This window comes from Ensifer sp. GW823-FHT05D09, from assembly GCF_058795755.1.
On sequence record NZ_JBXAIA010000008.1, the window covers coordinates 289,887 to 315,054 of the forward strand.

24 protein-coding genes are annotated in these 25,168 nt (G+C 63.0%); 13 read left to right on the plus strand and 11 right to left on the minus strand.

What is annotated here, in order from left to right:
• Window positions 1-4: 4 nt before the first annotated feature.
• From AC1Q80_RS22505 to AC1Q80_RS22515, 3 genes are all read right to left on the minus strand, one after another.
• Window positions 5-1,066 (minus strand): ABC transporter ATP-binding protein, encoded by a 1,062-nt coding sequence (locus tag AC1Q80_RS22505; protein WP_492361901.1) that lies wholly within the window; start codon window positions 1,064-1,066, stop codon window positions 5-7.
• Window positions 1,063-3,300, minus strand: a complete 2,238-nt coding sequence (locus tag AC1Q80_RS22510) for an ABC transporter permease (RefSeq protein WP_492361902.1) — start codon at window positions 3,298-3,300, stop codon at window positions 1,063-1,065. The genes AC1Q80_RS22505 and AC1Q80_RS22510 overlap by 4 nt, the downstream gene beginning before the upstream one ends.
• 137 nt (window positions 3,301-3,437) lie before the next feature.
• Window positions 3,438-4,466, minus strand: coding sequence for an ABC transporter substrate-binding protein (locus AC1Q80_RS22515; protein WP_209790107.1), 1,029 nt, complete (start codon window positions 4,464-4,466; stop codon window positions 3,438-3,440).
• A 192-nt stretch (window positions 4,467-4,658) separates the two neighbouring features.
• Here AC1Q80_RS22515 and AC1Q80_RS22520 point away from each other — a divergent pair, with 192 nt between their 5' ends.
• Window positions 4,659-5,660 (plus strand): LacI family DNA-binding transcriptional regulator, encoded by a 1,002-nt coding sequence (locus AC1Q80_RS22520; protein WP_173423185.1) that lies wholly within the window; start codon window positions 4,659-4,661, stop codon window positions 5,658-5,660.
• 39 nt (window positions 5,661-5,699) lie between these two features.
• On the opposite strand, the gene AC1Q80_RS22525 is transcribed toward AC1Q80_RS22520, so the two are convergent.
• Entirely contained in the window at window positions 5,700-6,497 is a 798-nt protein-coding gene (locus AC1Q80_RS22525; protein ID WP_492361903.1) for a phosphatase PAP2 family protein, read from the minus strand.
• Window positions 6,498-6,751: 254 nt separating this feature from the next.
• Window positions 6,752-7,240: a 3-hydroxyacyl-ACP dehydratase FabZ gene (gene fabZ, locus AC1Q80_RS22530; RefSeq protein ID WP_492361904.1), complete on the minus strand. Its 489-nt coding sequence runs from the start codon at window positions 7,238-7,240 to the stop codon at window positions 6,752-6,754.
• Window positions 7,241-7,598: 358 nt separating this feature from the next.
• Here fabZ and AC1Q80_RS22535 point away from each other — a divergent pair, with 358 nt between their 5' ends.
• The 4 genes from AC1Q80_RS22535 (at window position 7,599) to AC1Q80_RS22550 (ending at window position 11,265) form a co-directional block, all read left to right on the plus strand.
• Entirely contained in the window at window positions 7,599-8,294 is a 696-nt protein-coding gene (locus AC1Q80_RS22535; protein ID WP_173423182.1) for a response regulator, read from the plus strand.
• Window positions 8,291-9,463 (plus strand): ATP-binding protein, encoded by a 1,173-nt coding sequence (locus AC1Q80_RS22540; RefSeq protein ID WP_492361905.1) that lies wholly within the window; start codon window positions 8,291-8,293, stop codon window positions 9,461-9,463. The genes AC1Q80_RS22535 and AC1Q80_RS22540 overlap by 4 nt, the downstream gene beginning before the upstream one ends.
• Window positions 9,464-9,678: 215 nt before the next feature.
• Complete coding sequence (locus AC1Q80_RS22545) at window positions 9,679-10,683, plus strand: DUF535 family protein (protein WP_492361906.1); 1,005 nt, start codon at window positions 9,679-9,681, stop codon at window positions 10,681-10,683.
• 165 nt (window positions 10,684-10,848) lie between these two features.
• Window positions 10,849-11,265, plus strand: a complete 417-nt coding sequence (locus AC1Q80_RS22550) for a GFA family protein (protein WP_209790103.1) — start codon at window positions 10,849-10,851, stop codon at window positions 11,263-11,265.
• Window positions 11,266-11,298: 33 nt separating this feature from the next.
• Here AC1Q80_RS22550 and AC1Q80_RS22555 read toward each other — a convergent pair whose 3' ends face one another.
• The 3 genes from AC1Q80_RS22555 to AC1Q80_RS22565 all read right to left on the minus strand — a co-directional run bounded on the left by AC1Q80_RS22555 (window position 11,299) and on the right by AC1Q80_RS22565 (window position 13,521).
• Window positions 11,299-11,922, minus strand: a complete 624-nt coding sequence (locus AC1Q80_RS22555) for a LysE family translocator (protein ID WP_492361907.1) — start codon at window positions 11,920-11,922, stop codon at window positions 11,299-11,301.
• Between the two features lie 3 nt (window positions 11,923-11,925).
• Window positions 11,926-12,375, minus strand: a complete 450-nt coding sequence (locus AC1Q80_RS22560) for an Lrp/AsnC family transcriptional regulator (protein WP_173423178.1) — start codon at window positions 12,373-12,375, stop codon at window positions 11,926-11,928.
• Window positions 12,376-12,462: 87 nt separating this feature from the next.
• A complete protein-coding gene (locus AC1Q80_RS22565) occupies window positions 12,463-13,521 on the minus strand; it encodes a LacI family DNA-binding transcriptional regulator (protein ID WP_173423177.1) in 1,059 nt (352 codons plus the stop codon).
• A 242-nt stretch (window positions 13,522-13,763) separates the two neighbouring features.
• On the opposite strand from AC1Q80_RS22565, the gene AC1Q80_RS22570 reads away from it, so the two are divergent.
• The 8 genes from AC1Q80_RS22570 to AC1Q80_RS22605 all read left to right on the plus strand — a co-directional run bounded on the left by AC1Q80_RS22570 (window position 13,764) and on the right by AC1Q80_RS22605 (window position 22,263).
• Window positions 13,764-14,756: an autoinducer 2 ABC transporter substrate-binding protein gene (locus AC1Q80_RS22570; protein WP_492361908.1), complete on the plus strand. Its 993-nt coding sequence runs from the start codon at window positions 13,764-13,766 to the stop codon at window positions 14,754-14,756.
• 181 nt (window positions 14,757-14,937) lie between these two features.
• Window positions 14,938-16,452 carry a sugar ABC transporter ATP-binding protein gene (locus tag AC1Q80_RS22575; RefSeq protein ID WP_492361909.1) on the plus strand — a complete coding sequence of 505 codons (1,515 nt, stop codon included), beginning with the start codon at window positions 14,938-14,940 and terminating at the stop codon, window positions 16,450-16,452.
• Window positions 16,445-17,446: an ABC transporter permease gene (locus tag AC1Q80_RS22580; protein WP_492361910.1), complete on the plus strand. Its 1,002-nt coding sequence runs from the start codon at window positions 16,445-16,447 to the stop codon at window positions 17,444-17,446. The genes AC1Q80_RS22575 and AC1Q80_RS22580 overlap by 8 nt, the downstream gene beginning before the upstream one ends.
• Complete coding sequence (locus tag AC1Q80_RS22585) at window positions 17,443-18,441, plus strand: ABC transporter permease (RefSeq protein ID WP_492361911.1); 999 nt, start codon at window positions 17,443-17,445, stop codon at window positions 18,439-18,441. The genes AC1Q80_RS22580 and AC1Q80_RS22585 overlap by 4 nt, the downstream gene beginning before the upstream one ends.
• Window positions 18,442-18,443: 2 nt before the next feature.
• The gene (locus AC1Q80_RS22590) at window positions 18,444-19,292 is read left to right on the plus strand and encodes a sugar phosphate isomerase/epimerase family protein (RefSeq protein ID WP_209790097.1); all 849 of its coding nucleotides are present in this window, start codon (window positions 18,444-18,446) and stop codon (window positions 19,290-19,292) included.
• A gap of 43 nt (window positions 19,293-19,335) precedes the next feature.
• Entirely contained in the window at window positions 19,336-20,781 is a 1,446-nt protein-coding gene (locus AC1Q80_RS22595; protein WP_492361912.1) for an FGGY-family carbohydrate kinase, read from the plus strand.
• Between the two features lie 20 nt (window positions 20,782-20,801).
• Entirely contained in the window at window positions 20,802-21,497 is a 696-nt protein-coding gene (locus AC1Q80_RS22600; protein ID WP_176355482.1) for a class II aldolase/adducin family protein, read from the plus strand.
• Window positions 21,498-21,711: 214 nt separating this feature from the next.
• Window positions 21,712-22,263, plus strand: coding sequence for a gluconokinase (locus AC1Q80_RS22605; protein WP_492361943.1), 552 nt, complete (start codon window positions 21,712-21,714; stop codon window positions 22,261-22,263).
• Window positions 22,264-22,295: 32 nt separating this feature from the next.
• Here AC1Q80_RS22605 and AC1Q80_RS22610 read toward each other — a convergent pair whose 3' ends face one another.
• Genes AC1Q80_RS22610 through AC1Q80_RS22620 form a run of 3 tightly spaced genes read right to left on the minus strand, consistent with a single transcriptional unit; the run spans window position 22,296 to window position 25,156 of the window.
• Window positions 22,296-22,979, minus strand: a complete 684-nt coding sequence (locus tag AC1Q80_RS22610; protein ID WP_492361913.1) for a 4-hydroxythreonine-4-phosphate dehydrogenase — start codon at window positions 22,977-22,979, stop codon at window positions 22,296-22,298.
• A 1-nt stretch (window position 22,980) separates the two neighbouring features.
• Complete coding sequence (gene pdxA / locus AC1Q80_RS22615; RefSeq protein WP_492361914.1) at window positions 22,981-23,985, minus strand: 4-hydroxythreonine-4-phosphate dehydrogenase PdxA; 1,005 nt, start codon at window positions 23,983-23,985, stop codon at window positions 22,981-22,983.
• Entirely contained in the window at window positions 23,978-25,156 is a 1,179-nt protein-coding gene (locus tag AC1Q80_RS22620; protein WP_492361915.1) for a four-carbon acid sugar kinase family protein, read from the minus strand. Before AC1Q80_RS22620 ends, pdxA begins: the two co-directional genes overlap by 8 nt.
• Window positions 25,157-25,168 lie beyond the last annotated feature (12 nt).

Here is a 25,168-nt window from a genome sequence, read left to right on the forward strand (position 1 = left end):
AAAATTATGCCGTAATCAAAGCAAGGCCGCGATTGCGGAAGCCGATGGCGACTTCGGTCGCAGGAGATAACATCCGTTCGATCGCGTCATCAACCACAAATAGCAATCCAGTTTCTGTTTCAACTTCATACTCGATGTGGCCACCGAGATAGGATGCCGTGCTGATGACGCCGGGCAGGGCAGCGGCACTTGCCGGCGTCAGCGTCACGGCATTGGGACGCACGGCGAGCTTTGACGGACCGGGCCGGGCATCGCGCGACGGCAGCTGATGTTCGAGCCCGCCAATGCGGATGGTGGCAAGGCCGGCATCGGACCCGGTGACTTCGCAGGGCAGCACATTGGCCTCGCCCATGAAATCGGCGATGAAGGCGGATGCCGGCGACTCGTAGAGGTCGCGTGGTGCGCCTTCCTGGGCGATCGCGCCGTCCTTCATCACGATAATCCGGTCGGAAACGGCAAGCGCCTCGTCCTGGTCATGCGTGACGTAGACGGCCGTAAAGCCGAGCCGCTGCTGCAATTCGCGGATTTCCGTGCGAACACGCCGGCGCAGCCGCGCGTCGAGGTTGGAGAGCGGCTCGTCGAGCAAAAGCACCTGCGGTTCGAGCACCAGAGCGCGGGCGACGGCGACACGCTGTTGCTGGCCGCCCGACAGCTCAGCGGGAAGCCGCTGGCCAAGTCCGCCGAGGCCGACGAGCTTCAGGCCTTCCTCTGCCCGGTCCCGCGCCTCCTTCTTCTTCATGCCGGAGGATTCGAGGCCGTAGGCGACGTTGTCGAGCGACGTCATATGCGGAAACAGCGCGTAGGACTGGAACACCATCGACACGTCACGCTCATTGGCCGGCAGCATGGTGACGTCCTTGCCGCCGATGATGATCCGGCCGGAAGACGGGTGCTCAAGGCCTGCAAGCATGCGCAGCGTCGTGGTCTTGCCGCAGCCCGACGGCCCGAGCAGGGTGACGAGGGTGCCGGGTTCGATGGTCAGCGACAGGTCGTGGATCGCGGTGAACGCGCCGAACTGTTTGCGCAGGTTCTGGAAGACGACCGAGCCGGTGCGGGGAGTGCTCATGCGGGGTTCTCCTGGGAAAGGGTCTTGGTGGCGGTGCGGACTGGGGCCGCGCCGAGGACGCGGTTCTCCCGCCGAAGCTTGCGCTCGCCGACAAGCAGTTGCAGGCCGGTGATGACGGTGATCATCACCACGATGAGGGCCGACGAATAGGCGATCGCCACGCCGAACTCGCCGTTTTCGACAAGGCCGACGATGTAGGACGTCGCCATGTTGTATTCGGCGCTGACGAGGAAGACGACGGCGCTGATCGACGTGATCGCGCGGACGAAGGAATAGACGAGAGCAGCGACGATGGCCGGACGCAAGAGCGGCAGGATGACCTTGCGCAACGTGCGGAAGCTCGTTGCCCTCAGCGTCAGCGAGGCCTCGTCCAGGCTCTTGTCGAGCTGGCTCATCGCCGCGATGCCGCCGCGCACGCCGACGGGCATGTTGCGGAAGACGAAGCAGGCAACGAGGATCAGCGCGGTACCGGTCATTTCGAGCGGCGGCAGATTGAAGGCGATGATGTAGCTGATGCCGATGACCGTGCCGGGAATGGCGAAGCTCAGCATCAGCGCGAATTCGAACACATCCCGTCCGGCAAAACGTTGCCGAACGATCAGGTAGGCGGTCAACAGCCCGACGATCGCCGTCAAGGGTGCCGAGATCAGCGCGATCTCCATCGTCGTCCAGAAGGAGTTCCAGGCGACGCCCGTCCAGGCGAGGGCGCCGTCGGTCAGCGAGATCGAGAAGGCTTTGATGTAGTGATCTAACGTCAGCGAGTTATCGAGACCCCAGGTCTTTACGAATCCGCCGAACAGGATCATGCCGTAGACGACGACGGTGAAGATCATCCACGGGATCACCACGGCATGGAGGCCGATCGACAGCGGCCGTGGCAGCGCGATATGCGAGCCGCTGTCGCCCTTGCCGGTTACGGTCGAATAGTTCTTGCCCGCCAGCCAATAGCGCTGGGCGAGGAAAGCCGACAGGGTGAAGCACAACAGGATGATCGCGAGCACGGCGGCGCGGGATGGATCGTTCTGTGCGCCGACGACAGCAAAGAAGATTTCCGTCGAAAGCACGCCGTGGCTGCCGCCGAGAACCAGCGGATTGCCGAAATCGGCCATGCTCTCGATGAAGCCGATCAGGAAGGCGTTGGCGAGACCCGGCTTCATCAGCGGCAGCGAAACGTGCCAGAATGTGCGCCACCGATCGGCGCGCAACGTCTGCGACGCCTCTTCCATCGACGGACTGACGCCCTCGACGACGCCGATCAACACGAGGAACGAGATCGGGGTGAAGGACAGGACCTGCGCGATCCAGATGCCGGTGAGGCCATAAAGCCAGCGCCCCGGCTCGATGCCAAAGGCGTCGGACAGGAACTCGGTAATGACGCCGGCGCGCCCGAAGAGCAGCGTCAGCGCCAGGCCTATGACGAAGGGCGGCGTGATGATCGGCAGCACCGTCAACAGGCGCATGCCCTTCTTGAAGGGGAAGCGGGTGCGGGTTGCGACCAGCGCAAAGGCAAGGCCGAGCAGGGTCGAGCCGGAGGCGGTCATCAGCGCCAGCCAGAGCGTGCGCCAGGCGACGCCGCAGCGCTCGCCGCCCGTGACGCAGCCAAGGCTCCAGATCGAACCGTCCTGAATGTTGCGCAGGAAGCCATCCGGCTTGAACGAGCCGTCGAAATCCTGGACGGACGCCGCAAACATGCTGCCAACGGGATAGAACACGAAGACGACCACGAGGCAGACGAGCAGCGAGATCGACGCGACGATGAAGGCATCGCCCTTCATGGCGCCACGTTCAGCCAGCCCGAATGCGAAGATGAGAATGAAGGCGAGGGACGCGAGAACGGCGCCGGCACCCATGGAAGGCTGGCCGTCGGCAAGTGGGCCGAAGAGGGTTTCGCTGATCGTCCAGGTCCAGCCGGTAAAGCCGATCGCCAGGCCCTGGAGAGCAATGAACAGGAGGCCGGCTGCACCGGCCACCGCCAGCACCAGGCCGCGGCGATCCGGGTCCCGGATGAACCGGGCGGCGGCACAGGCGCCGAGAAGCAGGAGCGCGACCACAAGCCATGGACGACCGTGGGCAAAGATTTGCGCAAGGCCCGGTGCCACGGCAGCGTCGGAGGGAAAGCTGGAAAGCCAGCCAAGGCCGAAGAAGCCTCCCTCGATGCGGTACCAGGGCACGACCAGAAATGCGGCCAGCCCAAGCCCGAGCGTGAGGTCGAGCCTACGGTTGCGATGTTCCATCACGGTCCTCGCGTCTTTTCGCTATTGGAATGTCGATCATGGTGCAGGGCCGGCTGGCGAGAGCCGGAGACACCTGCGGTCTTTCGAGGTGCTGTCGACCGGATCGTTCGACCCGGCCGACCGCAAACCGAATGGCGTCAGTTGGCGTTGGCACCAACCTCGCGGTCCCAGCGCTCGAGCAGAGCTTTGCGCTTTTCGGAGTCGCCATAGGTGGCGAAGTCGTAGTCGATCAGCTTGATGTCCTCGAACTTCGGTGCTTCCTTCGGCACTTCCGCGCTCTTGTTGGACGGCAGCTGGAAGGACTTGGCGTCCTTCATGCGCGACTGGACCTCAGGTTTCAGTGCCCAGTCGTACCAGATCTTGGCATTGTCCAGGTTCTTGGCGCCGCGGATGATCGACATCGAGCCGATTTCGTAGCCGGTGCCCTCGCAAGGGGCGATCGCCTTGATCGGGAAGCCTTCGGCTGTCTGCGCGACGGCGTCGTGCATGAAGACGATGCCGAGGCCGGCTTCGCCGCGCGCGGCCGATTTGACCGGTGCCGAACCCGACTTGGTGTATTGCGCGACGTTGGCATTGAGTTTCTTCAGGTAGTCGAAGGCCTGATCTTCACCCATGATCTGCACCAGCGATGCGAGTGCCGTATAGGCAGTGCCCGACGAGTTCGGGTTGGCCATCTGGATCTCGCCCTTCAGCGACGCGTCCAGCAGGTCGGCCCAGCATTTCGGCTCCTTGAAGCCTTTCTTCTGGAAGATCTCGGTGTTGTAGCCCCAGCCTAGCGCGCCGGCGTAGACACCCACGGTGCGGTAGCCCGAGCCTTCGGCCTGTTTCTTGGCCCAATCCTGCAACTGATCAAGCATCGGCGACTTGTATTCGAGCGTCAGCCCGTCGGATGCGGCCTGCAGGTGCGGGTCGCCGGTGCCTGCCCACCAGATATCGGTCTTGGGGTTGCGCGCTTCGGCGCGCACCTTGGCATAGGTCTCGCCGGAAGACAGGCGAACCATGTTGACCTTGATGCCGCTTTCCTTCTCGAAATCGGCGGTCATCTGCTCGCATATGACGACGTCCGCCGAGCAAATCAGATTGAGACTGCCTGCCGCCTGCGCCTGAGACGCCGCGAATGTCAGGCCGGTTGCGGCAAGCGCGACCGAAATGGATACAGCTTTCATAACTTCCTCCCAATGGTGCGATGCCTCCACATCGCAGTAATGCAAGCGCGTGCAAGGTGTCACATGGATCGGAATGTTGTCAATCCGAGTTCGGCCGAAAGTGGAAAGTTTAATCGATTGGGTTTGTGCAAGCTTGCACAGGTCTGATATTTGTTGCAAGAAGTTTGCAAAGCCGTGCAAGGGTGGGTCACGATGAGCGACAAGATATTCGTCAGTGCAGAGGAAGTGGCAAGGAAGGCCGGCGTATCCCGCTCCGCGGTTTCGCGCGCGTTCACAGCGGGTGCGAGCATCGCGCCGGAGACGCGCCGCAAGGTCATGGAGGCGGCGGAAGCACTCGGCTATCACGTCAACCATCTGGCCCGCGGATTGATGCGCAATGAAAGCGGCATTGTCTGCCTCGTCGTTTCCGACATGGGCACGCCTTACCGTTCGGCGCTGATCAAGGCGTTGACGCAGCAGCTGCAGAATGCCGGCAAGATCGCGATGATCGTCAATACCGATCGATCCGACGAACGCGTCGACATGGCTTTGCGCCAGGCAATCCGGTACCGCGCCGATGCCTCGATCGTGCTGTCGGGCATGCCGGACAAGTCGCTCGTCGATCTCTGCGTCCGGAACGGTCAGCGGCTGGTTCTGATCAATCGCGACGACGAGCATCAAGGCCCACTCAGAATTAACCTCGACGACGATGATACGGCGCAAAGCGTGGTGACGGCGTTCCTGCGGGCCGGCTGTCGCCGTCTCGCTTTTGCCAATTCAGAAGCCGGGACACCGAGCCTCATGACGCGCGAAGTGGGTTTTGTCGCAGCGGCGCGGGAGCAGGGGCTCGATGTGACCGTCGAACGCTTCGGCCCGACGGGTTATGAAAGCGGCAAGGTCCTGGCGCAGCGGTTGATGACCCGTCGCGAGCGTCCGGATGCGGTCTTTTGCGTGACCGATCTCGTTGCGCTCGGTTTCATGGATGCGGCCCGGCATCAGTTTTCGCTTTCGATCCCCGACGATCTCTGCGTCGTCGGTTTTGACGACATTCCGCAGGCCGCCTGGAGTTCCTACGAGTTGACCACGTTCGCCCAGCCCATCGAGGAGATTGCGGCGGCGGCGGTTGCATGGCTGATGAGCGACGACGTCGGACAATCGCAATCGTTGCGGCTCAACGCCCCCTTCGTCTGGCGCCGATCCGTCCGTAGCGCCTGATCGGACGGTGAGCGGTCGGTGGCAAGGCTGCCACCGACGTCAGGCGGCGATGGACAGTCCGCCACGCGTCAGCGCGGCATCGATGCGTGCGCCATGGGCTGCAAACACGGACCAGAGCCACAGCATGATCCAGAGCATCAGCAGCCAGGCGAGCACGACATCCGAGAGGAAGTGCGCGCCGAATGCAATGCGGTTGAGCGAGAAGACGAGCACGACAGGCACGAGCGCAACGATCGCCTTCCAACGCCAAGCCAGGGGCAGGAAAAATGCCAAGCCGAACAAGGCAATCGCCGTCGCCGATTCGCCAGACGCGAACGAACAACTGCGCGAGCACGCGCCGGAAACCTGCCAGGCGGGCGTAAACGGCAGCGTTCCGCCGAACTCGACGATCTCGGAAGGGCGGGCGCGGCCGACCAGCCGTTTCAGCAACTGGATGGCAAGGCCGGGGCCGAGCGCATAGAAAGTCAGGAAAAACAATATTTTATGCGGACGTGGCAGCCATGCGCGCGGCCGGCGCATCTGCCCGGCAAGCATGACTGCGAGGGCGGGCAGGAGCAAAATCGGCATCAGGCGGTTGAAATCACGCAGCAGACGCAGTGCGTGCTCCCGCGACAACGGAAAGTCTGCATTGCCTGCCGCCGCCCAGCGTGACACGGCCAGATCGATGCCGGGAAAAGCCATAAACACGAAGCCCGCAAATATCGTTGCCGAAGCGGCCGTCTGAACCGGGTGTTGGCAGATCTGGGCCTGCAATCGGGCAGGCCATGTCAGGGGATTGGCAACCCGCCGCCAATGGCCGGCAGCTGGTGTCGTGATGGATTGCAGGATGCTGGACATTCCGAACGCTCGCGATGGGAAAACAGGAGGAGGCGAGCACGAGAATTGCTGGTGACTGTCAAGGATGGGCGGGCAACTGGAGAAGGCTCGGAGCGGAAAACGCATCGGTCTTCCGCGTACGGCGCCAGGCTGTCGGGCAGAGTTTTCCGCCCGCCCATCGTTGCGGACCCGGAGGCGGAGGAGGTGCTACGCGGCACCTTCGCATAGGAGAGGGTGGCGACGGTTCGGATCGCCGCCCGCCGCGGGGAACGGGTTCAAGCGGCGGCGTCGGGCCGCTGTTGCTCTGTCTCCAGGTAAGCCGCAATCTCGGCCTCGGCAACGCATGCGCCATCGACGCGTGCCTTGCCGCGATAGCGCCAGACATTGCGGCGATAGGCCAGCTTCGTCATGTGATACTCGATGACGTCACCCGGGCGAACGGGCTTACGAAATCGGGCCTTGTCCACCGTCAACATGTAGATGATCTTTGGCGTCAAACCCACGGCAAGCTTGGCGGCCGCACACATGACACCGGCAGTTTGCGCCATGCCCTCGATGATCAGCGCTCCGGGAAAGACCGGATTGCCAGGGAAGTGCCCCTGGAACTGCGGTTCGTTCATCGAAACGTTCTTGATCCCAATGCCGCTTTCTTCGCCGCGGATCGAAACGAGCCTGTCGATCAGCAGAAAGGGGTAACGATGCGGGATACATTGCAAGATCTTGCCGATATCGGCTGACGTCAGTTCGCTCGTTTCAACAGGCATGAGAATTCCCCTCTTGGGTTGCTTGCGGCCCTGCGCGAGCCATCGTACGGAAAGCGTCAGCGCCGCTTGCTTGGCCGGGATCGCGAAGGCGTTCCGGGACGTTTGTTATGTGGGTCGGTGGAATCTGGGGTGAAGCCGCAAAATCGGCATTCGAGGGCACATACACCGTGCGTTCGACACTCGATCAGACGGTGGCAGGCGGACACTCGACGCGATTTGTCAAGAAATGGCGGAGAAACGAAGAACGCTTGATGCGGAACGGCCGGCGATGGTGTCCAGCGCTGCCCGGATGAATTGCAACCCGAATTTTTTCATCCCATAAGCTCGTTGCCACAACACATGCGCGAGGAGTTTGCAGATGGTCGACAAGGGTCTCATCCTTTTGGTCGAGGACGAGCCGGAGATCGCGCAGATCCTCGATGCCTACCTCGTGCGTGACGGCTTCAGGACGGTACGGGCGGCGGACGGCGAAACCGCGCTCACCCATCATTCCGTGCTTTCGCCTGATCTCGTTCTCCTCGACGTGCGCATCCCGCGGCTCGACGGTTTCGAGGTGCTGGCGCGCATCCGCCGCGAGAGCAACACGCCGACGATCATGGTGACGGCATTGGCCGAGGATCTCGATCGGCTGGCGGGGCTGAGGCTCGGTGCGGACGACTACGTCGTCAAGCCGTTCAACCCGCAGGAGGTCGTGGCCCGCGTCAATGCAGTTCTGCGGCGGACGCGAAACGGCGCCGGCGCCACGGTGCTGCGCTTCGAAAATGTCGAGGTCGATCTCGATGCGCATGCGGCCTTTGTCGAAACCACCGGCAAGCGCCAGTCCCTGCCGCTGACACTCAGCGAGTTTCGTATCCTGGCCCATATGATCCGGCGCCCGACGCATGCCTTCGAGCGAGCCGACATTCTCGATGCCTGCCTTCCCGACAGTGACGCGCTGGCGCGAACGGTCGACACCCATGTCGCCAACCTTCGCCGCAAACTCGAGGATCTCGGCGCCTGCGGTTTCTTCTCCGCGGTTCGCGGCGTCGGCTACCGTTTCGTGGAGCCGAGATGAAGATCAGAATATCGCGCCTGCCACTTGGCGTTCTCACCGCCATGCTGCAGGCTGTCCTGCTCGTGGTCAGTGTCTGCATCGTCTATTTCGGCGTGATGTGGATGGAGGCGGACCTCGAGGAGCGGATGCTCAAGATGATGTCGCGCGGGGCGGCGCAAGCCTATACCGATATCAATGCCGGCCGGATGCCGACGGAGGAAAACCTTCGCGCGTTTGTCACCAGCGTTCCCGCGATCGAGGAATGGGGCAACAACGAGATCGACCTGTCGATCATTACCTTCGGTGCGATCGCTGCGGCAACCTGCAGCCTGATCGGCTATTGGCTCGCCCGCAAGATCAGCCGTCCTTTGGAACTGCTCGCTCAGGCAACCGAAGACCTGCGTGCCGGCGATTTCGCGGTTCGTGTCGGCTCCGTTGGGAAGGGGGCGAAAGAAGTGGCAACGTTGATCAAGACTTTCGATGAGCTGGCGGCCGAACTCGAAAGCATGGAAAGCCGCCTGCGTTTCAACACGATGGCGGTGGCCCACGAATTGCGCACGCCGTTGACGATCCTGCAAGGCAATCTGCAGGGCATGGCCGATGGCGTCTTTCCGTTGGAGCAGGAGCGCGTGCGGCAGCTGCTCGTCCAGGTGGAGGGGCTATCCGCCCTGGTCGAGGATCTGCGCACCCTTTCGCTTGCCGCAGGCCAAAAGCTCGTCACCCAACGCGGTGCGGTCGATCTGGCGGCCGAGGCGACGCAGGTGCTCGGCGCCTCCCGCACGATCCTCGCATCTGCCGGTCTCTCGCTCGAGATGGCACTTGTCCCAGCTGTGGTGTCCGGCGATTCCCAGCGCCTGCGGCAGGCGTTGCTTGCGCTCGTTGAAAACGCCTGTCGCTATGCGTCATCAGGCGGCGTGCTTCGGTGCGAAACCGGCGCGCGTGGCGCGGACGAAGCCTTCATCCGGGTGCTTGATCGCGGGCCGGGGCTTCCGGACGATGTATCGACCCACTCGATCGACCTGTTCTGGCGCGGGGACGCGTCCCGTTCGCGGGCAACCGGCGGAACGGGTCTTGGTCTCTCCGTCGTGCAGGCGATTGCCAAGGCCCATGGCGGCCGGCTGGAATTCGCAGCGCGCCCCGGCGGCGGAGCGATGATCACCATCATGCTGCCGCGCGAAAGCGCCGCCTGAGCGCCATCGTTATCGTCTTGAAGGCCTGATCGGGGCCGTTCGGCGTTCGGTGAGGGCCGCACGCCGGCTCTGTCCATGCGGGCGGATCGCTCCGCCAACAGGCGCTCGATTCCGGATCACTTCTCCGCATTCCCTTGACAAACAGAATGCAAACCCAGCGGTGCCGGATATCCCGGCGATGCTTGGACAAGCATTTGCTTTCAAGGAATTACGCCATGTCCCTGGAAGGTCGTTTGCCGCAATACAGCGCTCGATCGGACTTGCCATCGCTGCCCAACGGCGGTGGTGAGAGAGTTGAAACCCAGCCGGCATCTGTCGGCTTTGTCGCCGCTGCCAACATGCCGGAGCGTGGCCGGTCGGCCCGTCAGATCCTGTGGCAGGTTCTCAAGCTTGGCGGGCGGCTGACCTTGAAGCGCGCGGTCGTGTTCTCGATGCGGCTCGCCCGACATCCGCTGCTGACGACGCGCTGGCTCACCTTTCTCAGCGCGTTCGGCGACCGCTACAAATTGGGTCTTCCGCACGACGATCTTATTCGCAAGTCGGTACCGACATTTCTGTTGCACGGAGCTCGCTCAAGCCAACGGCTTGAACTGCTGATGAACCATTTCGATGTCGCGAGCGAAGTCCTGTCACGCCGGTCGCTGATGGCGCTTTGGCGCGGTACGTCGATGGAGATGGGAACGGTCGCCGGGCGCGGTGAAAATTACCCTGTCCAGTTGCTGTTGGCCGACCATTGCGGTGGGCGCCACGAGGGCGCCTTTGCGATCAGGCTTAGCCGCCAAAGCGATCGTTACGCGCTTTGCACGGTCAGTTTCGCCTTCGTGCGCTGCGATGATGACGCCTATAGCCTGGTGATCGGCGGCATGCAGGGGCCGCGTGAAGGCGACGGAAAACGGGCGCTGATTACCGCGACCCGCGACCTCGGGGGCTTGCGGCCAAAGGATGCGGTTCTGCTCACGCTGCAGGGGCTCGCCTCTGAGGGCAACGCAACGCACCTCTATGCCGTCTCCAACGACAGGCACGTGATCAACCGCCGACGGCGCAAACGTCGGCGGATGATGGTGGCCGATCTCGATGCCTATTGGGCGGACAGGGGCGGCGAACCGTCCGATCCCTTCGGTTTCAGCCTGCCGATCGGCGAGGGCACGTCTGCGCGGGATGGAAACAGGCGCGACCAGAGCAAACGCGCGTTTCGCGACATTGGCGCGTGGTTTTACTGAGCGCCGGATGCGCTTTTCGGATCTTTGCGAGGTCGATACTGAGGCCGCTGCCGCCAAGATCAAATGAACGAATGCCCTTATGGGGTGTATCATCGCGGCGATACACTAATCTGCCCGTCGCAAGTTATACTGCTGATGATTCGAGACTGCAGCTGGAGGTAATGCGTGACAAGAGCCGCGACCAAAAAGAACAAGCCGCACACAGGCGGATGCATTTGCGGAGCAATTCGGTTCGAGGCGAAAGGGCCGGCCGGAAAGCCGCACACCTGCTCGTGCAAACTGTGCCAAAAGCATTCCGGCGCGCTGACCGTCGCCTGGGTCGAATTCCCAAGCGACGCCGTGGCTTGGACCGGGCCTGGGGGAGCGCCCGCAACCTATCGCTCCTCCGATTACTCCAGCCGGGCCTTCTGCGGCACCTGCGGCAGCACGCTCGGCGCGATCGACGATGCGCCCGTCGTCGCGTTGATGCTCGGGTGCTTCGACAAGACCAACGCCGCCGATCTCATCCCGGTCTCGCACAGCTACCGTGGCGGACGCCCGAAATGGTGGCATGTCGAATGCGTCAGACCGGCGGCTGAATAGACTGCGGCAGCGCCGCCTTCTTCGGCTGTAGCCTTAGATGAGGTTCACCACGACCGAGCCGATTGCCACTGCGCCGAAGGCAATCAGGACCAGGCCCGAAAGGCGTGAGACCCACGTGACGAAACTGTCGGGCAGGCGTGTTCGGGCAAGGGTAATCCCGCCGCTTAAAAGCATCCACCAGGCGAGCGAGCCGAGGAAGACGCCGGCAACGACGACGGTGGCGTTTGCAAGTCCACCGGCTTTCGCCAGACCAAGGACCGCAAAGAACGCGGCAAAGGACAGGATCGTCAGCGGATTGGCGATCGTTAGCAGGAAGGTCGCTGCGGTCGTCTGGATGAGATCGCGCGCACCGACCTTGGCTGCGGCTGCGACCGGGCTCGGTTGCAGCCCGCGCCAGCCGAGCCAGATCATGAAGGCGCCACCGGCAAGGCTGAGCGGCGTCGCCACCGTGGCGAGAAGGGTCGCGAACGCGGCAAAGCCGGCTGCCGCCAGCAGCGCGTAGCTGGCATCGGCGAGCGCCGTTCCCAATCCGCCGGCGACGCCGGCCCAGAAGCCGCGTTCGAGCGTGCGGTTGATGCACAGGACGCCAATCGGGCCGAGGGGAGCGGCAATGGCGAGGCCGAGCAGCAGGCCTTTTGCGAACAGCAGCATCGACATTGCTCAGCGCTCCGGGCCGGTGAACGAGGTTTCCCTGACGGTCGACAGGGCAATCACGGTCTCGCTGCGAGCGAGAAACCGGCGACGCTTGAGTTCGGCCAGGAAAGGCTCGATATCGCCAAGCGACGGCATGCGAACCTTGACGCAATAGGACCAGGCGCCGGTGACGTGGTGACATTCCGTAACGGAAGGATGGCCGGCCATGAAGGTGCGAAACGCTTCCTCATCCGCATCCGGGGACAGCCCGACCCAGACGAAGGCGAGCACGTCAAGCCCAAGCGCGCGATGGTCGGCGTCGATCGTGAAACGGCGGATCACTCCGCTTGCGACGAGCCGGCGGATGCGCTCGTTGACCGAGGAGGGCGACAACTCCACCGCCGCACCGATATCGGTCAGCGACCTGCGGGAGTCCTGCGCGAGAATTCCAATGATTTTTCTGTCGATCTCATCCATTTCCAATGAATACGTTGAAACTAGCCGTGTGTACAGAAAAATCGGTTGCTATTATGCCGTACGGCCGAAGATTCAGCGATGTGCCATTCAGCCGATATCCTTGAGCGCGTCGAGCGGTCCGGTCAGCGCGGTGCGCGGCTGGACGAGCTCTGGACTGATCAGGTGAATACGCGGCTGTGGCCGCCCCTCCTCGATCACCTCGAATGCCTTGGTGATCATGCCCTCGACATCCTGGCGGATCATGATGACGGGGAAGGGCAGGAACGAGGCGAAGGGGTCGTAGTCGTAGCAGCCGACGGTGAGGTCTGCGAAGTTTTCATGCGGGTGGCCAGCCATGAAGCGCAACAGGCCCTCGAAGTTGATCGAGGAGTTGATGAAGACGCCGCGCGGCAGCTTGCCGTGCTTTTCGTAGAAGGCTTCGAAAGCGAGCCTTGCATTGTTGGGCGCGTAGCCGGTCGGCTGGATGCAGCCGTCCGGGTCTTCGCCCAGAAGCTCGCGCTTCACCGCACGGAACCCGCGGATACGCTCGCGGCTTGCGTGGTCGTCGCGACCGCCGAAGAGGTAGAGTTCATCCGGGCGGAGCGGCTGATCCGCGGGGAAGTGTCGGATGATCGCCTCCGTCAGCATCCGGCCGCCTTGGTAGTTGTCGCTGATGACGGACGGAACCTTGGTGCCGGGCAGGTCGATGTTGATGTGCTTCAGGCCGACGGTCTCGCAGACCTCGTGCACGCCGTCCGGGTCGGTCGCGCCGCAGATGAACAGCTCATCGATCGAGTATGAGATCAGCGTTTCGGCCGTCTTTCTTTCCTCTTCCGGGTCACGGCTGGCGCTGACGACGATTGGGCATTGACCCTTGCTTCTGACATGCGCTTCGAAGGTCTGCGCCATCGAGGAGAAGTAGCGATTGTCATGGACCGGCAACAGCAGGCCGATGAGGCCGGAGCGGGAGCTGCGCAATCCGCGGGCCTGACGGTTGGCGGTATATTGGTGGGTCTCCGCCAGATCCCGGATCAGGGCCGCGGTGCTCTCCTTGATCCGCCGCTTCTGCCAGGTGCCGTTCAAAACCGCACTCACGGTTGAAGGCGAGCTGCCTGACAGCACCGATAAGTCGTAGATGGTCGCCTTCTTCTTGCTCGTCTTCGTCATCGTTGGCCTCCCTCATCGTCTTAGTGCCGATTTCCCCTTGACGAAAGATTAAGTCTGCACAATAGTCTTTGCACCATCGATTGTGCAAACAAGAAATATCGATTGTGCAAATTGATGGGTCGTCTGAGGAGGCGGCGATCAGGGAGGCGGGAATTCGTTCCCAGCCAGTTGCGATTTGAAACTGGAGGCCGGCGCTTCTGCAGCCGGGCGTGTTCCCTATGGGGAACGAGTGGAGGAGAGACATGATCAAGAAAATTCTGGTCGCTGCGCTAGCGACATCGCTTTCGCTTGCCGGTGCGGCTGCCGCATTCGCTCAGGATGCCGGAAAGGTCGGCGTCGTGGTCAAGATCGGCGGCATTCCGTGGTTCAACGCCATGGAGGCAGGCATCAAGGAACGGGGCCAAAAGCTCGGCATCGACGCCTTCATGGTCGGCCCGACGAGCGCCGATCCGGCGCTGCAGGTGCGCGCCATCGAGGATCTGATCGCCCAGGGCGTCAAGGTCATCGGCGTCGTGCCCAATGATGCCAAGGTTTTGGAGCCGGTTCTGACCAAGGCCAAGGAAAAGGGCATCATCGTCATCACCCATGAATCGCCGAGCCAGAAGGGTGCCGATTGGGACTTCGAGCTTGCGTCATCGACCGGCTTCGGCGAAGCGCACGGCAAGCTGCTTGCCGAAAAAATGGGCGGCAAGGGCGAATATGCCGTGTTCGTCGGCTCGCTGACCGTGCCGCTGCACAACGCCTGGGCTGATGCTGCCATCGCCTATATCAAGAAGAACCATCCTGACATGATGCTGGTCGGCGAACGCTACGGGGTCGCGGAAGACGTCGACAAAAGCCGGTCGACAGCGCTCGACCTGATCTCTGCCCATCCCAACCTCAAGGGTTTCCTCGCGTTCGGCAGCCAGGGACCGATCGGGGCAGGCCGTGCCGTCGAAGAGCGCCGCAAGGTTGGCGAGATCTTCGTGCTCGGCCCGTTCTCGCCGGGGCAGGGCCAGAAGCTCGTCAAGTCGGACGCGATCTCCGGCGGCTTCATGTGGAATCCGAAACAGGCAGGCGAGGTGTTCGTGACGCTTGCCGACAAGTTGATGAAGGGTGAAGAGGTGAAGGACGGCGACGAGATCGAAGGTCTCGGCAAGGTCAAGCCGGACTTTGAAAACCGCAACATCATCGTTGATCAGCTCGTGCCGATCAACAAGGACACGGTCGCCGATCTCGCGGCGATGGGGCTCTGATCTGCCGCAGCGGCCCGCACGCCTCAGACGCGCCACCGCCGCTGCCGCATTTTGAATAGTTGCATGCCCTATCCCCGGATCGATGCGATCCCGGGCGGCATGCACCGGGTTCTCCCGGCTGCTGGGCCGGCTTCGGTCGGCCTGGCACGTCCTTCAAAAACGGTCCTTAGGACACACGTTCATGCAACAGCTTGCGATCACGGGAGGCAGCGAAAAGCCGCTTCTGTCCCTGCACGACATCAACATGACCTTCGGTGGCGTCAAGGCGCTCAAGAATGTGAGCTTCGACGTCCGCCCGGGTGAGGTGCACTGCCTCGCCGGTGAGAACGGTTGTGGCAAGAGCACCCTGATCAAGATCATCACCGGCGTTTACCGTCCCGCCGATGGCGCCTCGATCGAGTATGACGGCGAGACCTATTCCCACATGTCGCCGGTGACCGCCCAGGATCGCGGCATCCAGGTCATCTGGCAGGATCTGGCGCTTTTCCCCGAAATGAGCGTGGCGGAAAACATCGCCTTCCAGACCGTCCTCGGCCGCTGGCCGAAGCTGGTCGACTATGGCCGCATGCGCAAGATTGCGACGGACGCGCTTAAGCGTCTCGGCATCACGCTCGACGTCGACCTGCCGCTCAAGGAATACGCCATTGCCCAGCGCCAGATCGTGGCGATTGCCCGCGCGCTCGTCGGCGAAGCGAAGCTCGTCTTCATGGACGAGCCGACCGCATCGCTGACGCAATCGGAAACCGACCATCTGCTCGACATCGTGCGCGGTCTTTCGGCCGCAGGCGTCGCCGTCGTCTTCGTCAGTCACCGCCTGGCGGAAGTGCTGGAAATTTCAAGCCGGATCACCGTCTTGCGCGACGGCGCGCTGGTCGGCGTTTATCCCGCCGCCGGCATGACGCAATCGCGCATCACCGAACTGATGACTGGCAAGACTTTTGACCAGCAGGTCCGCGCAAAATCGCGCGACGATCAACCTGTTGTCCTTGAGGTAAAGGGGCTGAGCCGACCCGGCCAGTTCGACGATATTTCACTCACCGTCCGACGCGGCGAGACGCTCGGGATTACCGGCCTTCTCGGGGCCGGCCGGACCGAGCTTGCGCAAACGCTCTTCGGCATGCTGCAGCCGGCCGCCGGCACGATCACGCTCGAGGGCAAGCCGGTGCATTTCTCCTCCAACCGCGATGCGATCAAGGCGGGCGTCGCCTATCTCTCGGAGGATCGCCTGTCGCTTGGCCTCATCCAGCCGCAGTCGATCGCCGACAATCTCGTCATCAGTTCGCTCGGCAAGATCGTTTCCGGCGGCTTCCTGTCGGACGAGCGCAAGCGCAAGCTCGTCGCCGGCTGGATTGCCGATCTCGGCGTCAAGATCGGCCTGCAGGGCGACGCGATCTCGACGCTGTCAGGCGGCAACCAGCAGCGTATCGCCATTGCCAAATGGCTGGCGACCGACCCGAAGCTGTTGATCCTCGACGCCCCCACTGTCGGTGTCGATGTCGGCGCGCGTGCCGGCATCTTCGACATCGTCGCCAAGCTCGCCGAGACAGGCCTTGCGATCATCCTGATTTCCGACGAGGTGCCGGAAGTCTATTTCAACGCCGACCGCGTCCTGCATATGGCGCAGGGTCGCATCGTCGGCAGCTACGATCCCTGTAGCGTTCCGCTCGCCGAAATCGAGGGAGCGGTCTATGCATAGTTTCGCCCGTACACATGCGACCGAGGTCGCGCTTCTCGCCGTCATAACCGTCATCTGCACGGTTCTGTCGTTCGCGACGGCCAACTTCTTCTCGATCGGCAACGCCTTCGATCTGTTGAACACCAGTTCGGTCAACATCATCTTCGCCGTTGGCCTGCTGGTCGTGCTGATTGCCGGCGGCATCGACATCTCCTTCGCCGTCGCCGCCTCGGTCGTGCAGTATGGGACGGCGATCGCGCTCGGCTGGATCGGCGGCGGTGGCTGGATCTCCGGCCTCGTCATTGCCGGATCGATCGGCATCTGCCTCGGCGCAGTCAATGCGCTCCTGATCCATCGCTTCCGCATCATTTCGATCGTCGCGACGATATCGACCTTCAACATCTACTTCGGGCTATTGATGTTCTTCACCAAGGGCGTGTCGATCTACGACCTGCCGGAATGGCTGACCGATCGTGTCGTTCTGTTCGAACATGAAATGGCAGACGGCAGCTGGATCGAGATCACGCTTCCGGTGCTGGTCATGGTGCTGTGCGTCATCGCCACCTGGGTACTGATCACCCGCACGACCACCGGACGGCAACTCTATGCCTTCGGCGATAATCCGGAAGGCGCGCGCCGCTTCGGCATCAACATCGGCGCCATGCAGTTCATCGCCTTCGGCTGGCTCGGCCTTATGGCCGGGATCGGCGGGCTGGTGCAGGCGCACTACGCGCAGGAAGTGGTGCCGAACGCACTTTATGGGCGAGAACTCGACGTGCTGGCCGCCGTCGTTCTCGGTGGCGCAAGACTCGGCGGTGGCAAGGGCTCGGTGCTCGGCTGCGTGCTCGGCGTGCTCCTGATCGCGATCACCCAGAACGGCCTGAACCTGATGGGCGTTTCCCCCTTCGCCTTCAAGATGATCGTTGGCGCCATCATCCTAATCGCCATCACCCTTTCCAACACCAGCATCGAACGGCTTCTGCCCTTCGCCACCCAGAAAGGTGCACGCCGATGACAGGTTTTTCGGAACGCCTGAAGGCATGGTTCGGCCCCGAAATGGCGGGTCCCGGCCTGGCGCTGGTCGCCGTGATCCTGGTGTTCGGTCTCGTCTCGCCGCAGTTCCTGAGCGCTGCGACCTTCGGTTCGGTCGCGTTTCAGCTTCCCGAACTCGGGCTACTGACGCTGGCGATGCTGCTGCCGATCCTGACCGGTGGCCTGAACCTTGCCGTCACCTTCACCGCCAATATTGCCGGGCTGACGCTTGCCTGGGTCTTGCAGGCGAATGGCGGTGCGGATGCCGGCGCCGGTGCCTTCGCGCTCGGCTGCGTCCTAGCCGTGATGGTCGGCGCTGCAAGCGGCGTGGTCATGGGGCTGGTCATTGCCTTCACCCGCGCGCACCCGATCCTCGTCTCGCTGTCGATGATGATCTTCCTGCGCGGCCTCGGCGAGTTTCTGACGCGCGGCGGCGACGTCTCCGGCTTTCCCGCCTTCATCGGGCCGCTCGGCCATGGCTCGATCGCGGGCATACCGGTGCCGCTGATCGTCTTCATCATCTGCGTGCTCGCCTGGCATCTTCTTTTGACCCGCACCAAGCTCGGCTTCAACACCTACATGATCGGCTCCAATCTCGAGGCGACGCGCTATTCCGGTATCAATACCCGCAAAGTGATCGTACTCGTCTACACGCTCTCGGGCGCAATGTGCGCCATTGCCGGCATCATCATGCTGGCTCGGTTCAACTCGGTGCGCATCGGCCACGGCGAGTCCTATCTGCTGATCACGGTGCTTGCCTGCTTCCTCGGCGGCGTCAATCCGTTCGGCGGCTTCGGCCGGGTGATCCCGGTGTTCGTGGCGCTCGTCGTGCTGCAGCTGCTGTCATCAGGGCTCAACCTGATCGGCGCCAATCAACATCTCGCGACCGCCGTCTGGGGCTTGCTTCTCGTCGGCGTCATGGTGCTGCGGTTCGCCGCCTCCAAATTCAAGATTTCATTTGTCAGAAAAGGAACGTGATCATGCAGGGTTTTGGCGTCCATACGAGCATGTGGACCATGAATTGGGATCGGCCCGGCGCCGAGCGGGCCGTCGCGGCGGCGGTCAAGTACAAGGTGGATTTCATAGAGATCCCCATGCTTAATCCGCCGGCGGTCGACACCGCCCACACCAAGGCACTTCTGGAGAAGAACAAGCTGCGCGCGGTCTGCTCGCTCGGCCTTCCCGAGCGCGCCTGGGCTTCCGTCCGGCCCGATGCGGCGATCGAGCACCTCAAGGTCGCGATCGACAAGACGGCCGACCTCGGCGGCGAAGCGCTGTCCGGCGTCATCTATGGCGGCATCGGCGAGCGCACCGGCGTACCGCCGACCGAGGCCGAATACGACAACATCGCCCGCGTGCTGCAGGCGGCGGCAAAACATGCGAAGTCGCGTGGTATCGAACTCGGCGTCGAGGCAGTCAACCGCTATGAAAACCATCTCATCAACACTGGCTGGCAGGCCGTCGACATGATCAAGCGCGTCGGCGCCGACAATGTCTTCGTGCATCTCGACACCTACCACATGAACATCGAAGAAAAGGGCATCGGCACCGGCATCCTCGATGCGCGCGAGCACATCAAATACATCCACCTCTCCGAGAGTGATCGCGGCACGCCCGGCTACGGCAACTGCGCCTGGGACGAGATCTTCGCGACACTTGCAGCGATCGGCTTCAAGGGCGGTCTTGCGATGGAAAGCTTCATCAACATGCCGCCGGAAGTCGCCTATGGCCTCGCCGTCTGGCGACCCGTCGCCAAGGACGAGGAGGAAGTGATGGGCAACGGCCTACCGTTCCTGCGCAACAAGGCCAAACAATACGGCCTGATCTAGAAGGCAGGCTTGGCGGTTCGGAAGGTGAGGGAGGTGCGGCGTCATGCCAACGTCATCACGCGACGATGAAGGCACGATCGCGGTGCTCGATGTCGGCAAGACCAACGTCAAGCTCAATGCCGTCACGGCCGATGGCGCCGTGCTCGAGACCCTCAGCATCGCCAACCCGGTGCTGCCAGGCCCGCCCTGGTCTCATCATGATCTCGGCGCTATCGGCGAGTGGGTCTTTTCCGGCCTCGCACAGCTCGCCCGGCGCCACCGGCTTTCGACCTTCGTCGCCTCCGGGCATGGTTCCGGCGGCGTGCTGGTCGGGGCCGATCCGGAGCAAGGCGACGGCGCGGCGCTGCCGATGATCGACTACGAACAGGCGCCGCCCGAGGCCATCCGGGCGGGCTATGCTCCGCTCTCCGGTTCATTCTTCGACCGCGGCAGCGCGACGATGCACGCCGCGACCCATCAGGCCCGACAACTCTTCTGGATGCAGGAGTGTGAACCGCAAGCTTTTGCCCGGGCGCGGTGGTATCTCGGTCTGCCCCAATACTGGGCGTGGCGTCTCTCCGGCGTCGTGGCATCCGAAGCGAGCCTGCTCGGCGCGCAGTCCCATCTCTGGAACGTGGCGGAGCGGCATTTCGCCCCGATCGTCGATCAGCGCGGCTGGGGCCGGCTGATGCCGCCCTTTGCCGATGCCTGGCAGGATCTCGGTCCGGTGCGGGTGGAATTGGCACGCCGTCATGGCTTGCCGCAGGATCTTCGTATCCTTACCGGCGCGCACGATAGCAGCCTCAATCACTACCGCTACCATGCTGCGGGACTGCGCGATTTCACCGTCATTTCCACCGGCACCTGGATTGTCGGCTTCTGCGGGCAGACTCCCCTCGACCGGCTCGACGAAGACAGGGGCATGACGCTCAACAGCGATGTTTTCGGCAAGCCGCTCGGCGGCGTGCTGACCATGGGCGGGCGTGAATTCTCGCATGTTGCGGGTCACGGGCAGCCGGGCGGACCTGTGCCTGAACAAATCGTTCGGCAACTGATCGCGTTGAAGACCATGGCGCTGCCATCCTTCGGTGACGATAACGGTCTGTTTCCCGGCAGCGCCGGTCAAGGACATATCACCGGGCCCAAGCCGGAGACGCCGATGGAGCGCAAGGCGCTGGCCCTCTTCTATTGTGCGCTGTTGACGGCCGAATGCGTCGAGGCGCTGGGGGCGGGACCGCTCGTCGTTCTCGACGGCAGCTTCCTGCGCGACCCGCTTTATGCCCGCCTTGTCGCAGCCTTGTTGCCGGGCCGGCAGGTCCGGTTCAATCTCGATACCTACGGCGTCGCCTCAGGGGCCGCTCTGCTTGCCGGTCAACGCACGCGGAAACGGCCGGCACCGCTTTCCCTGGCCGAAGCCACAGATGTCCCGCCCCTCACCACCGCAATTTCCAACTACGCAGCAGAATGGCGCGCCAGCGCGCGCCGGCAAGCCGAACCTGTTTTTCAATGACACTTCGAAAGGAAACTCCGATGAGCCAGCCCGATATTCTCTCCCTCCGCCGCGAGATGGTGGACATTTGCCGCCGAATGAATTCAAGCGGCATCAACCAGGGGACGGCCGGTAATCTTTCGGTACGCACCCCCGACGGCTTCCTCGTCACGCCGTCCTCGCTTGCCTATGACACGATGCAGCCCGACGATCTGGTCGAAATGGATTTCCAAGGCAACTACACCGGTCCGCGACCGTCATCCGAGTGGCGCTTTCACCGCGACATCCTGCGCGAGCGCACGGATATCAACGTGGTTCTTCATTGCCATTCGATCTATGCGACCACGCTGGCCTGCCACCACAGGACCATTCCGAGCTTCCACTACATGACGGGCATTGCCGGCGGGACGACGATCCGCTGTGCCGAATATGCGACCTTCGGCACCCAGGCGCTTTCCAACAATGCGCTCGTGGCGCTCAAGGATCGCACCGCCTGCCTGCTCGGTCAGCACGGGCAGATCTCGCTCGGCAAGACGCTGGAATCGGCGCTGTGGATGGCAATCGAGATCGAGACCCTTTCGCGCATGTACGTGCAGGCGCTGACGCTCGGTGAACCGCCGGTTCTGCCGGATGACGAGATGGAGCGGGTGATCGCACAGATGCGCCGCATGAGTTACGGCCAGGCGCCGGACGACGAGGGCGTCAACGACATCGCACGCCCACGTGTCGCCAGCTAGAGCCTCCCGCTTTCATGTGAAATGATGAAGGCGGATGAGCTGCCCTAGGATCTCCGAGGGCAGCTGCGAACTGGTTTCGCTCAGGCAGGGCACGACGCCCGAGGACTACCGTCAGCGGCGGACGTCGTTTCGCAGCAAGTCGGCTTGTCTCGGCGCCGGTGCGGCGCTATCAGCAAACGGCGTCGCAATCACGAGCCGGAGAGACGAACGATCCATGGCGAGCCCCGAAACATCCCCCCTTGACCAGGTGGGCAAATTCCCCGGCTCGATCGTCGTCATGGGCGTCTCCGGCTGCGGCAAGACCTCCGTCGGCGAGGCCGTGGCGCGGGCTTTCGGTTGCGCCTTCATCGAGGGCGATGGCCTGCATCCGCAAAGTAATATCGCCAAGATGTCGGCCGGCATCCCGCTCACCGATGAGGACCGATGGCCCTGGCTTGGCGAGATCGGCCGGCAGCTTTCCACAAGTACCGAGCCTCTCGTTGTTTCCTGTTCCGCGTTGAAGCGGAGCTATCGCGCCTTGTTGCGCGAGCGTGCCGGTGGCGATCTGATCTTTATCTATCTTCAAGGCAGCCGTGATGTCCTCGCCGGCCGGATGCAGCACCGCGAAGGACATTTCATGCCGGCGTCGCTGCTCGATACGCAGTTGGCGACGCTGGAAGAGCCAATCGGCGAGCCCCGAACCGTCGTCGTCGATGTCGATCAATCCGCGGCCGATGTGATCAAGGCAACGCTTGCAGCACTCCGCGATCTGGGTTTGTCGAGCTAGGCGGCGTTGCGGGATGCCGGCTGCGGCGCGCGTTAGGGCGCTTTTGCCATTGTGGCCCTGATCGCCGACAATTGCTGGGTCAGCCCCGGCCGCGATGCTGGAAAGACGCCGTCGAGTGCAGCGGTGCCGACCGTAAAGCCGGCAGCCTCACTGTCGAGAACGGCCTGGATGCGGGCGGCTCTGTCGATCGATCCGGCGACGATCACCGGTTTGTTCACGGCGGCGCAAACGGTTTTGATCAGCGCCGGCACATCTGTTTGAGAGCGATAGGCAAGCAGGTCCAGCCCGTGGACGCCATCGTGGTTTGCCAGATCGATGGCGCTGGCCGTGATGTCGGAGATCGAGCCCTCCAAGGCGCTTGGATGCCCGGTGATCCCGCCGGCGAAGGGATAATATTTGATGCCGGTTCCTGCAAGCAGCGGAAGCACGTCGGCAACACGGGTACCACCCAACAGATAATCGACGCCCAATTTGACCGCTGCCCGGACGGAGACGATTTCGCTGTCGCCATCAAGCGACACCACTTCGAGGTAACTGCGCGCGCCATTGTCCCGGATCGTCCGGTTGAGGGCAGCAAGCTCGGCAAAGGGCAGTCCGATATCCTTGAAGCCGATATCTCGCACGCCTGCGGCAAGCGCTGTGCGCACGTGAACGGCAGCGTCCGGCACGGTGCGATCATTGCGCGTCAGCATGAAGATGAAGTCTGGTTCGGACATGTTATTGCTCCTGTGCGTGCGCCGCGTCTGCAAGGCGGAGGGCATAGTCGATTGCGGTCTTGAGGCTTGCCGGGTCTGCGATGCCACGCCCGGCAATGTCGAACGCGGTTCCATGGTCGGGGCTGGTTCGGACGAATGGCAGACCGAGCGTAATGTTCACGCCTTTCTCCAGCCCCAGGTACTTCACGGGGATAAGCCCCTGATCGTGGTATTGCGCCACCACCACGTCGAAACGGCCGTGTCGCGCCTGCATGAAAACGGTATCGCCCGGCCATGGGCCGCTGGCATCGATGCCTTCTCGCCGCGCCGCTTCGATCGCCGGTGCGATGATGGTGATCTCCTCATCGCCGAACAAGCCACCTTCTCCGGCATGCGGGTTGAGGCCTGCGATCGCGATCCGCGGCGCTTCTATGCCGAGCGCGCGACCACCTGCATGTGCGAGCCGGATGGCCGATAGCTCGGCATCGAAATCCACACGCCGTATCGCTTCCAGCAGAGAGCAATGGATGGTGACGAGAACCGTTCGAATATCCTCGTTGGCCAGCATCATCGCGACACGCGACGCTCCGGCCCGCTCCGCGAGGATTTCCGTATGCCCGGGATGGGAGACGCCGGCGGCGGCAAGGGCCTCCTTGTGGATCGGCGCCGTGACGATGCCAGCCACTGCGCCCACAAGGGCAAGATCAATTGCCGTCGTGATCGCGTCAAAGCCGGCCTTGCCGCTGGCCGGATCGACGGTCCCGGCCGGTGGCAGAACGTCGAGTGAAGACGATGCGATCAGGTTTACGGATCCGTCCGCCAATCGGGATGCTTTGGTGTTCCGGATCGTATGGACGCGGACCGCGGCGTCTATCTGCGCGAAGGCATGCTGGACGACGAGCGGGTCGCCGATGACGACGCATCGTCGACGAATCTGCCTGTCGAGCATTGCCTTGGCAACGATTTCCGGGCCGATGCCTGCAGGGTCGCCCATGGTGATGGCGATGGGGCGCTCTGGGTCAATCATGGGTGCTGTGTCCGTTCTGTGCCGAAACAAGGTGCCGTGCCGCGTTCAAGAGTGTCTTTGGTGTGCCAAAGCCTCCGGCCTTCAAGGCGATGACGAGCGATTGCCCCGTTTCTCGCGTGGCGTATCCCATGGGAAATCCGGGTTCGAGTTCCCCGATCAGAGCGAAGCTTTTGACAGACAGCCGCTGCAGAAGAGCGTCCATGGTCTCGCCGCCAGTCGCAATGACCGCGCCGAAGCGGTGTTGTTGGAGCACCGCATAGGCCTCGTCGACAAGCGTCGAAAGCACATTCCTGGCATCCGCCTCGCGTGACGCCGGCGCTCTGAGGCAGGCGATCTGCGCTTCACCGGTTATGTCGGAGGCTCGTGTGGCGATGGCGGCGCCAGCTGCGTGAAGCGCAGGCGTTTGCCCGCGGCTGACCCTGTTGGCGCTGCCGACGACGACAAGAACGCGTCGAACCGAAGGCATCGGCGTTGCGGGTGCGGTGGATGCGGCGGCCGCCGTCAGGGCGGCGAGCGCCTGGGCCATGCCGGGTGAGCCGACCCACAGCGCCGGCCCCATCCGCGCAGGACATGCCACTCTCTCGTTCAGCTTTTCCTGGCTGTCCGCATCGACAATGACGACACGATTGCTGGAGGCAACGTTGCGAACCTCCGCGTCGCTCATCTCCACTGTGACGAGGGCAGTGTCGCCTAGGCTGGGGTCGACGAGGTCGCGGATGTTGGAGGTGCGTGTGGGATGAGCCGGATCCTGCGCGTAGATAGTGTCGGCAACAGGCGTTCCATCAAGCCACTGGATCGCGTTGATCGTCGTGCGCCCTTCGGCGGGAAAGGCCGGTGCGATCACGAGGCGCTGCCGTCGGCTCGCGTGGAAGGCCGCCAGTATCTCCGCCCTGATATGGCCGCGCAAGGTCGAGTCCATGGTCTTGTAGAGGGTACGATCTCTGGCGAATGCCGAGGCGGCCGCTCTCGTTGCGCCGGCCGCGTCGGTCACCGACATGCCGCGGCTGCCGGTATCGACCGACAAGATGGCCGTTTCGACGGTCGCCAGAGTTCGGCGATGGATGCAGGGTCGGTGGCCCCGTTCCAGGAAGGGGCCAGCCCCGTCCGCCGCACTTGTAAGGTCGTCGGCAATGATGCCGATGCGATCGAATATGTCACCAAAGTTTTCCATGCGGTGAAAATA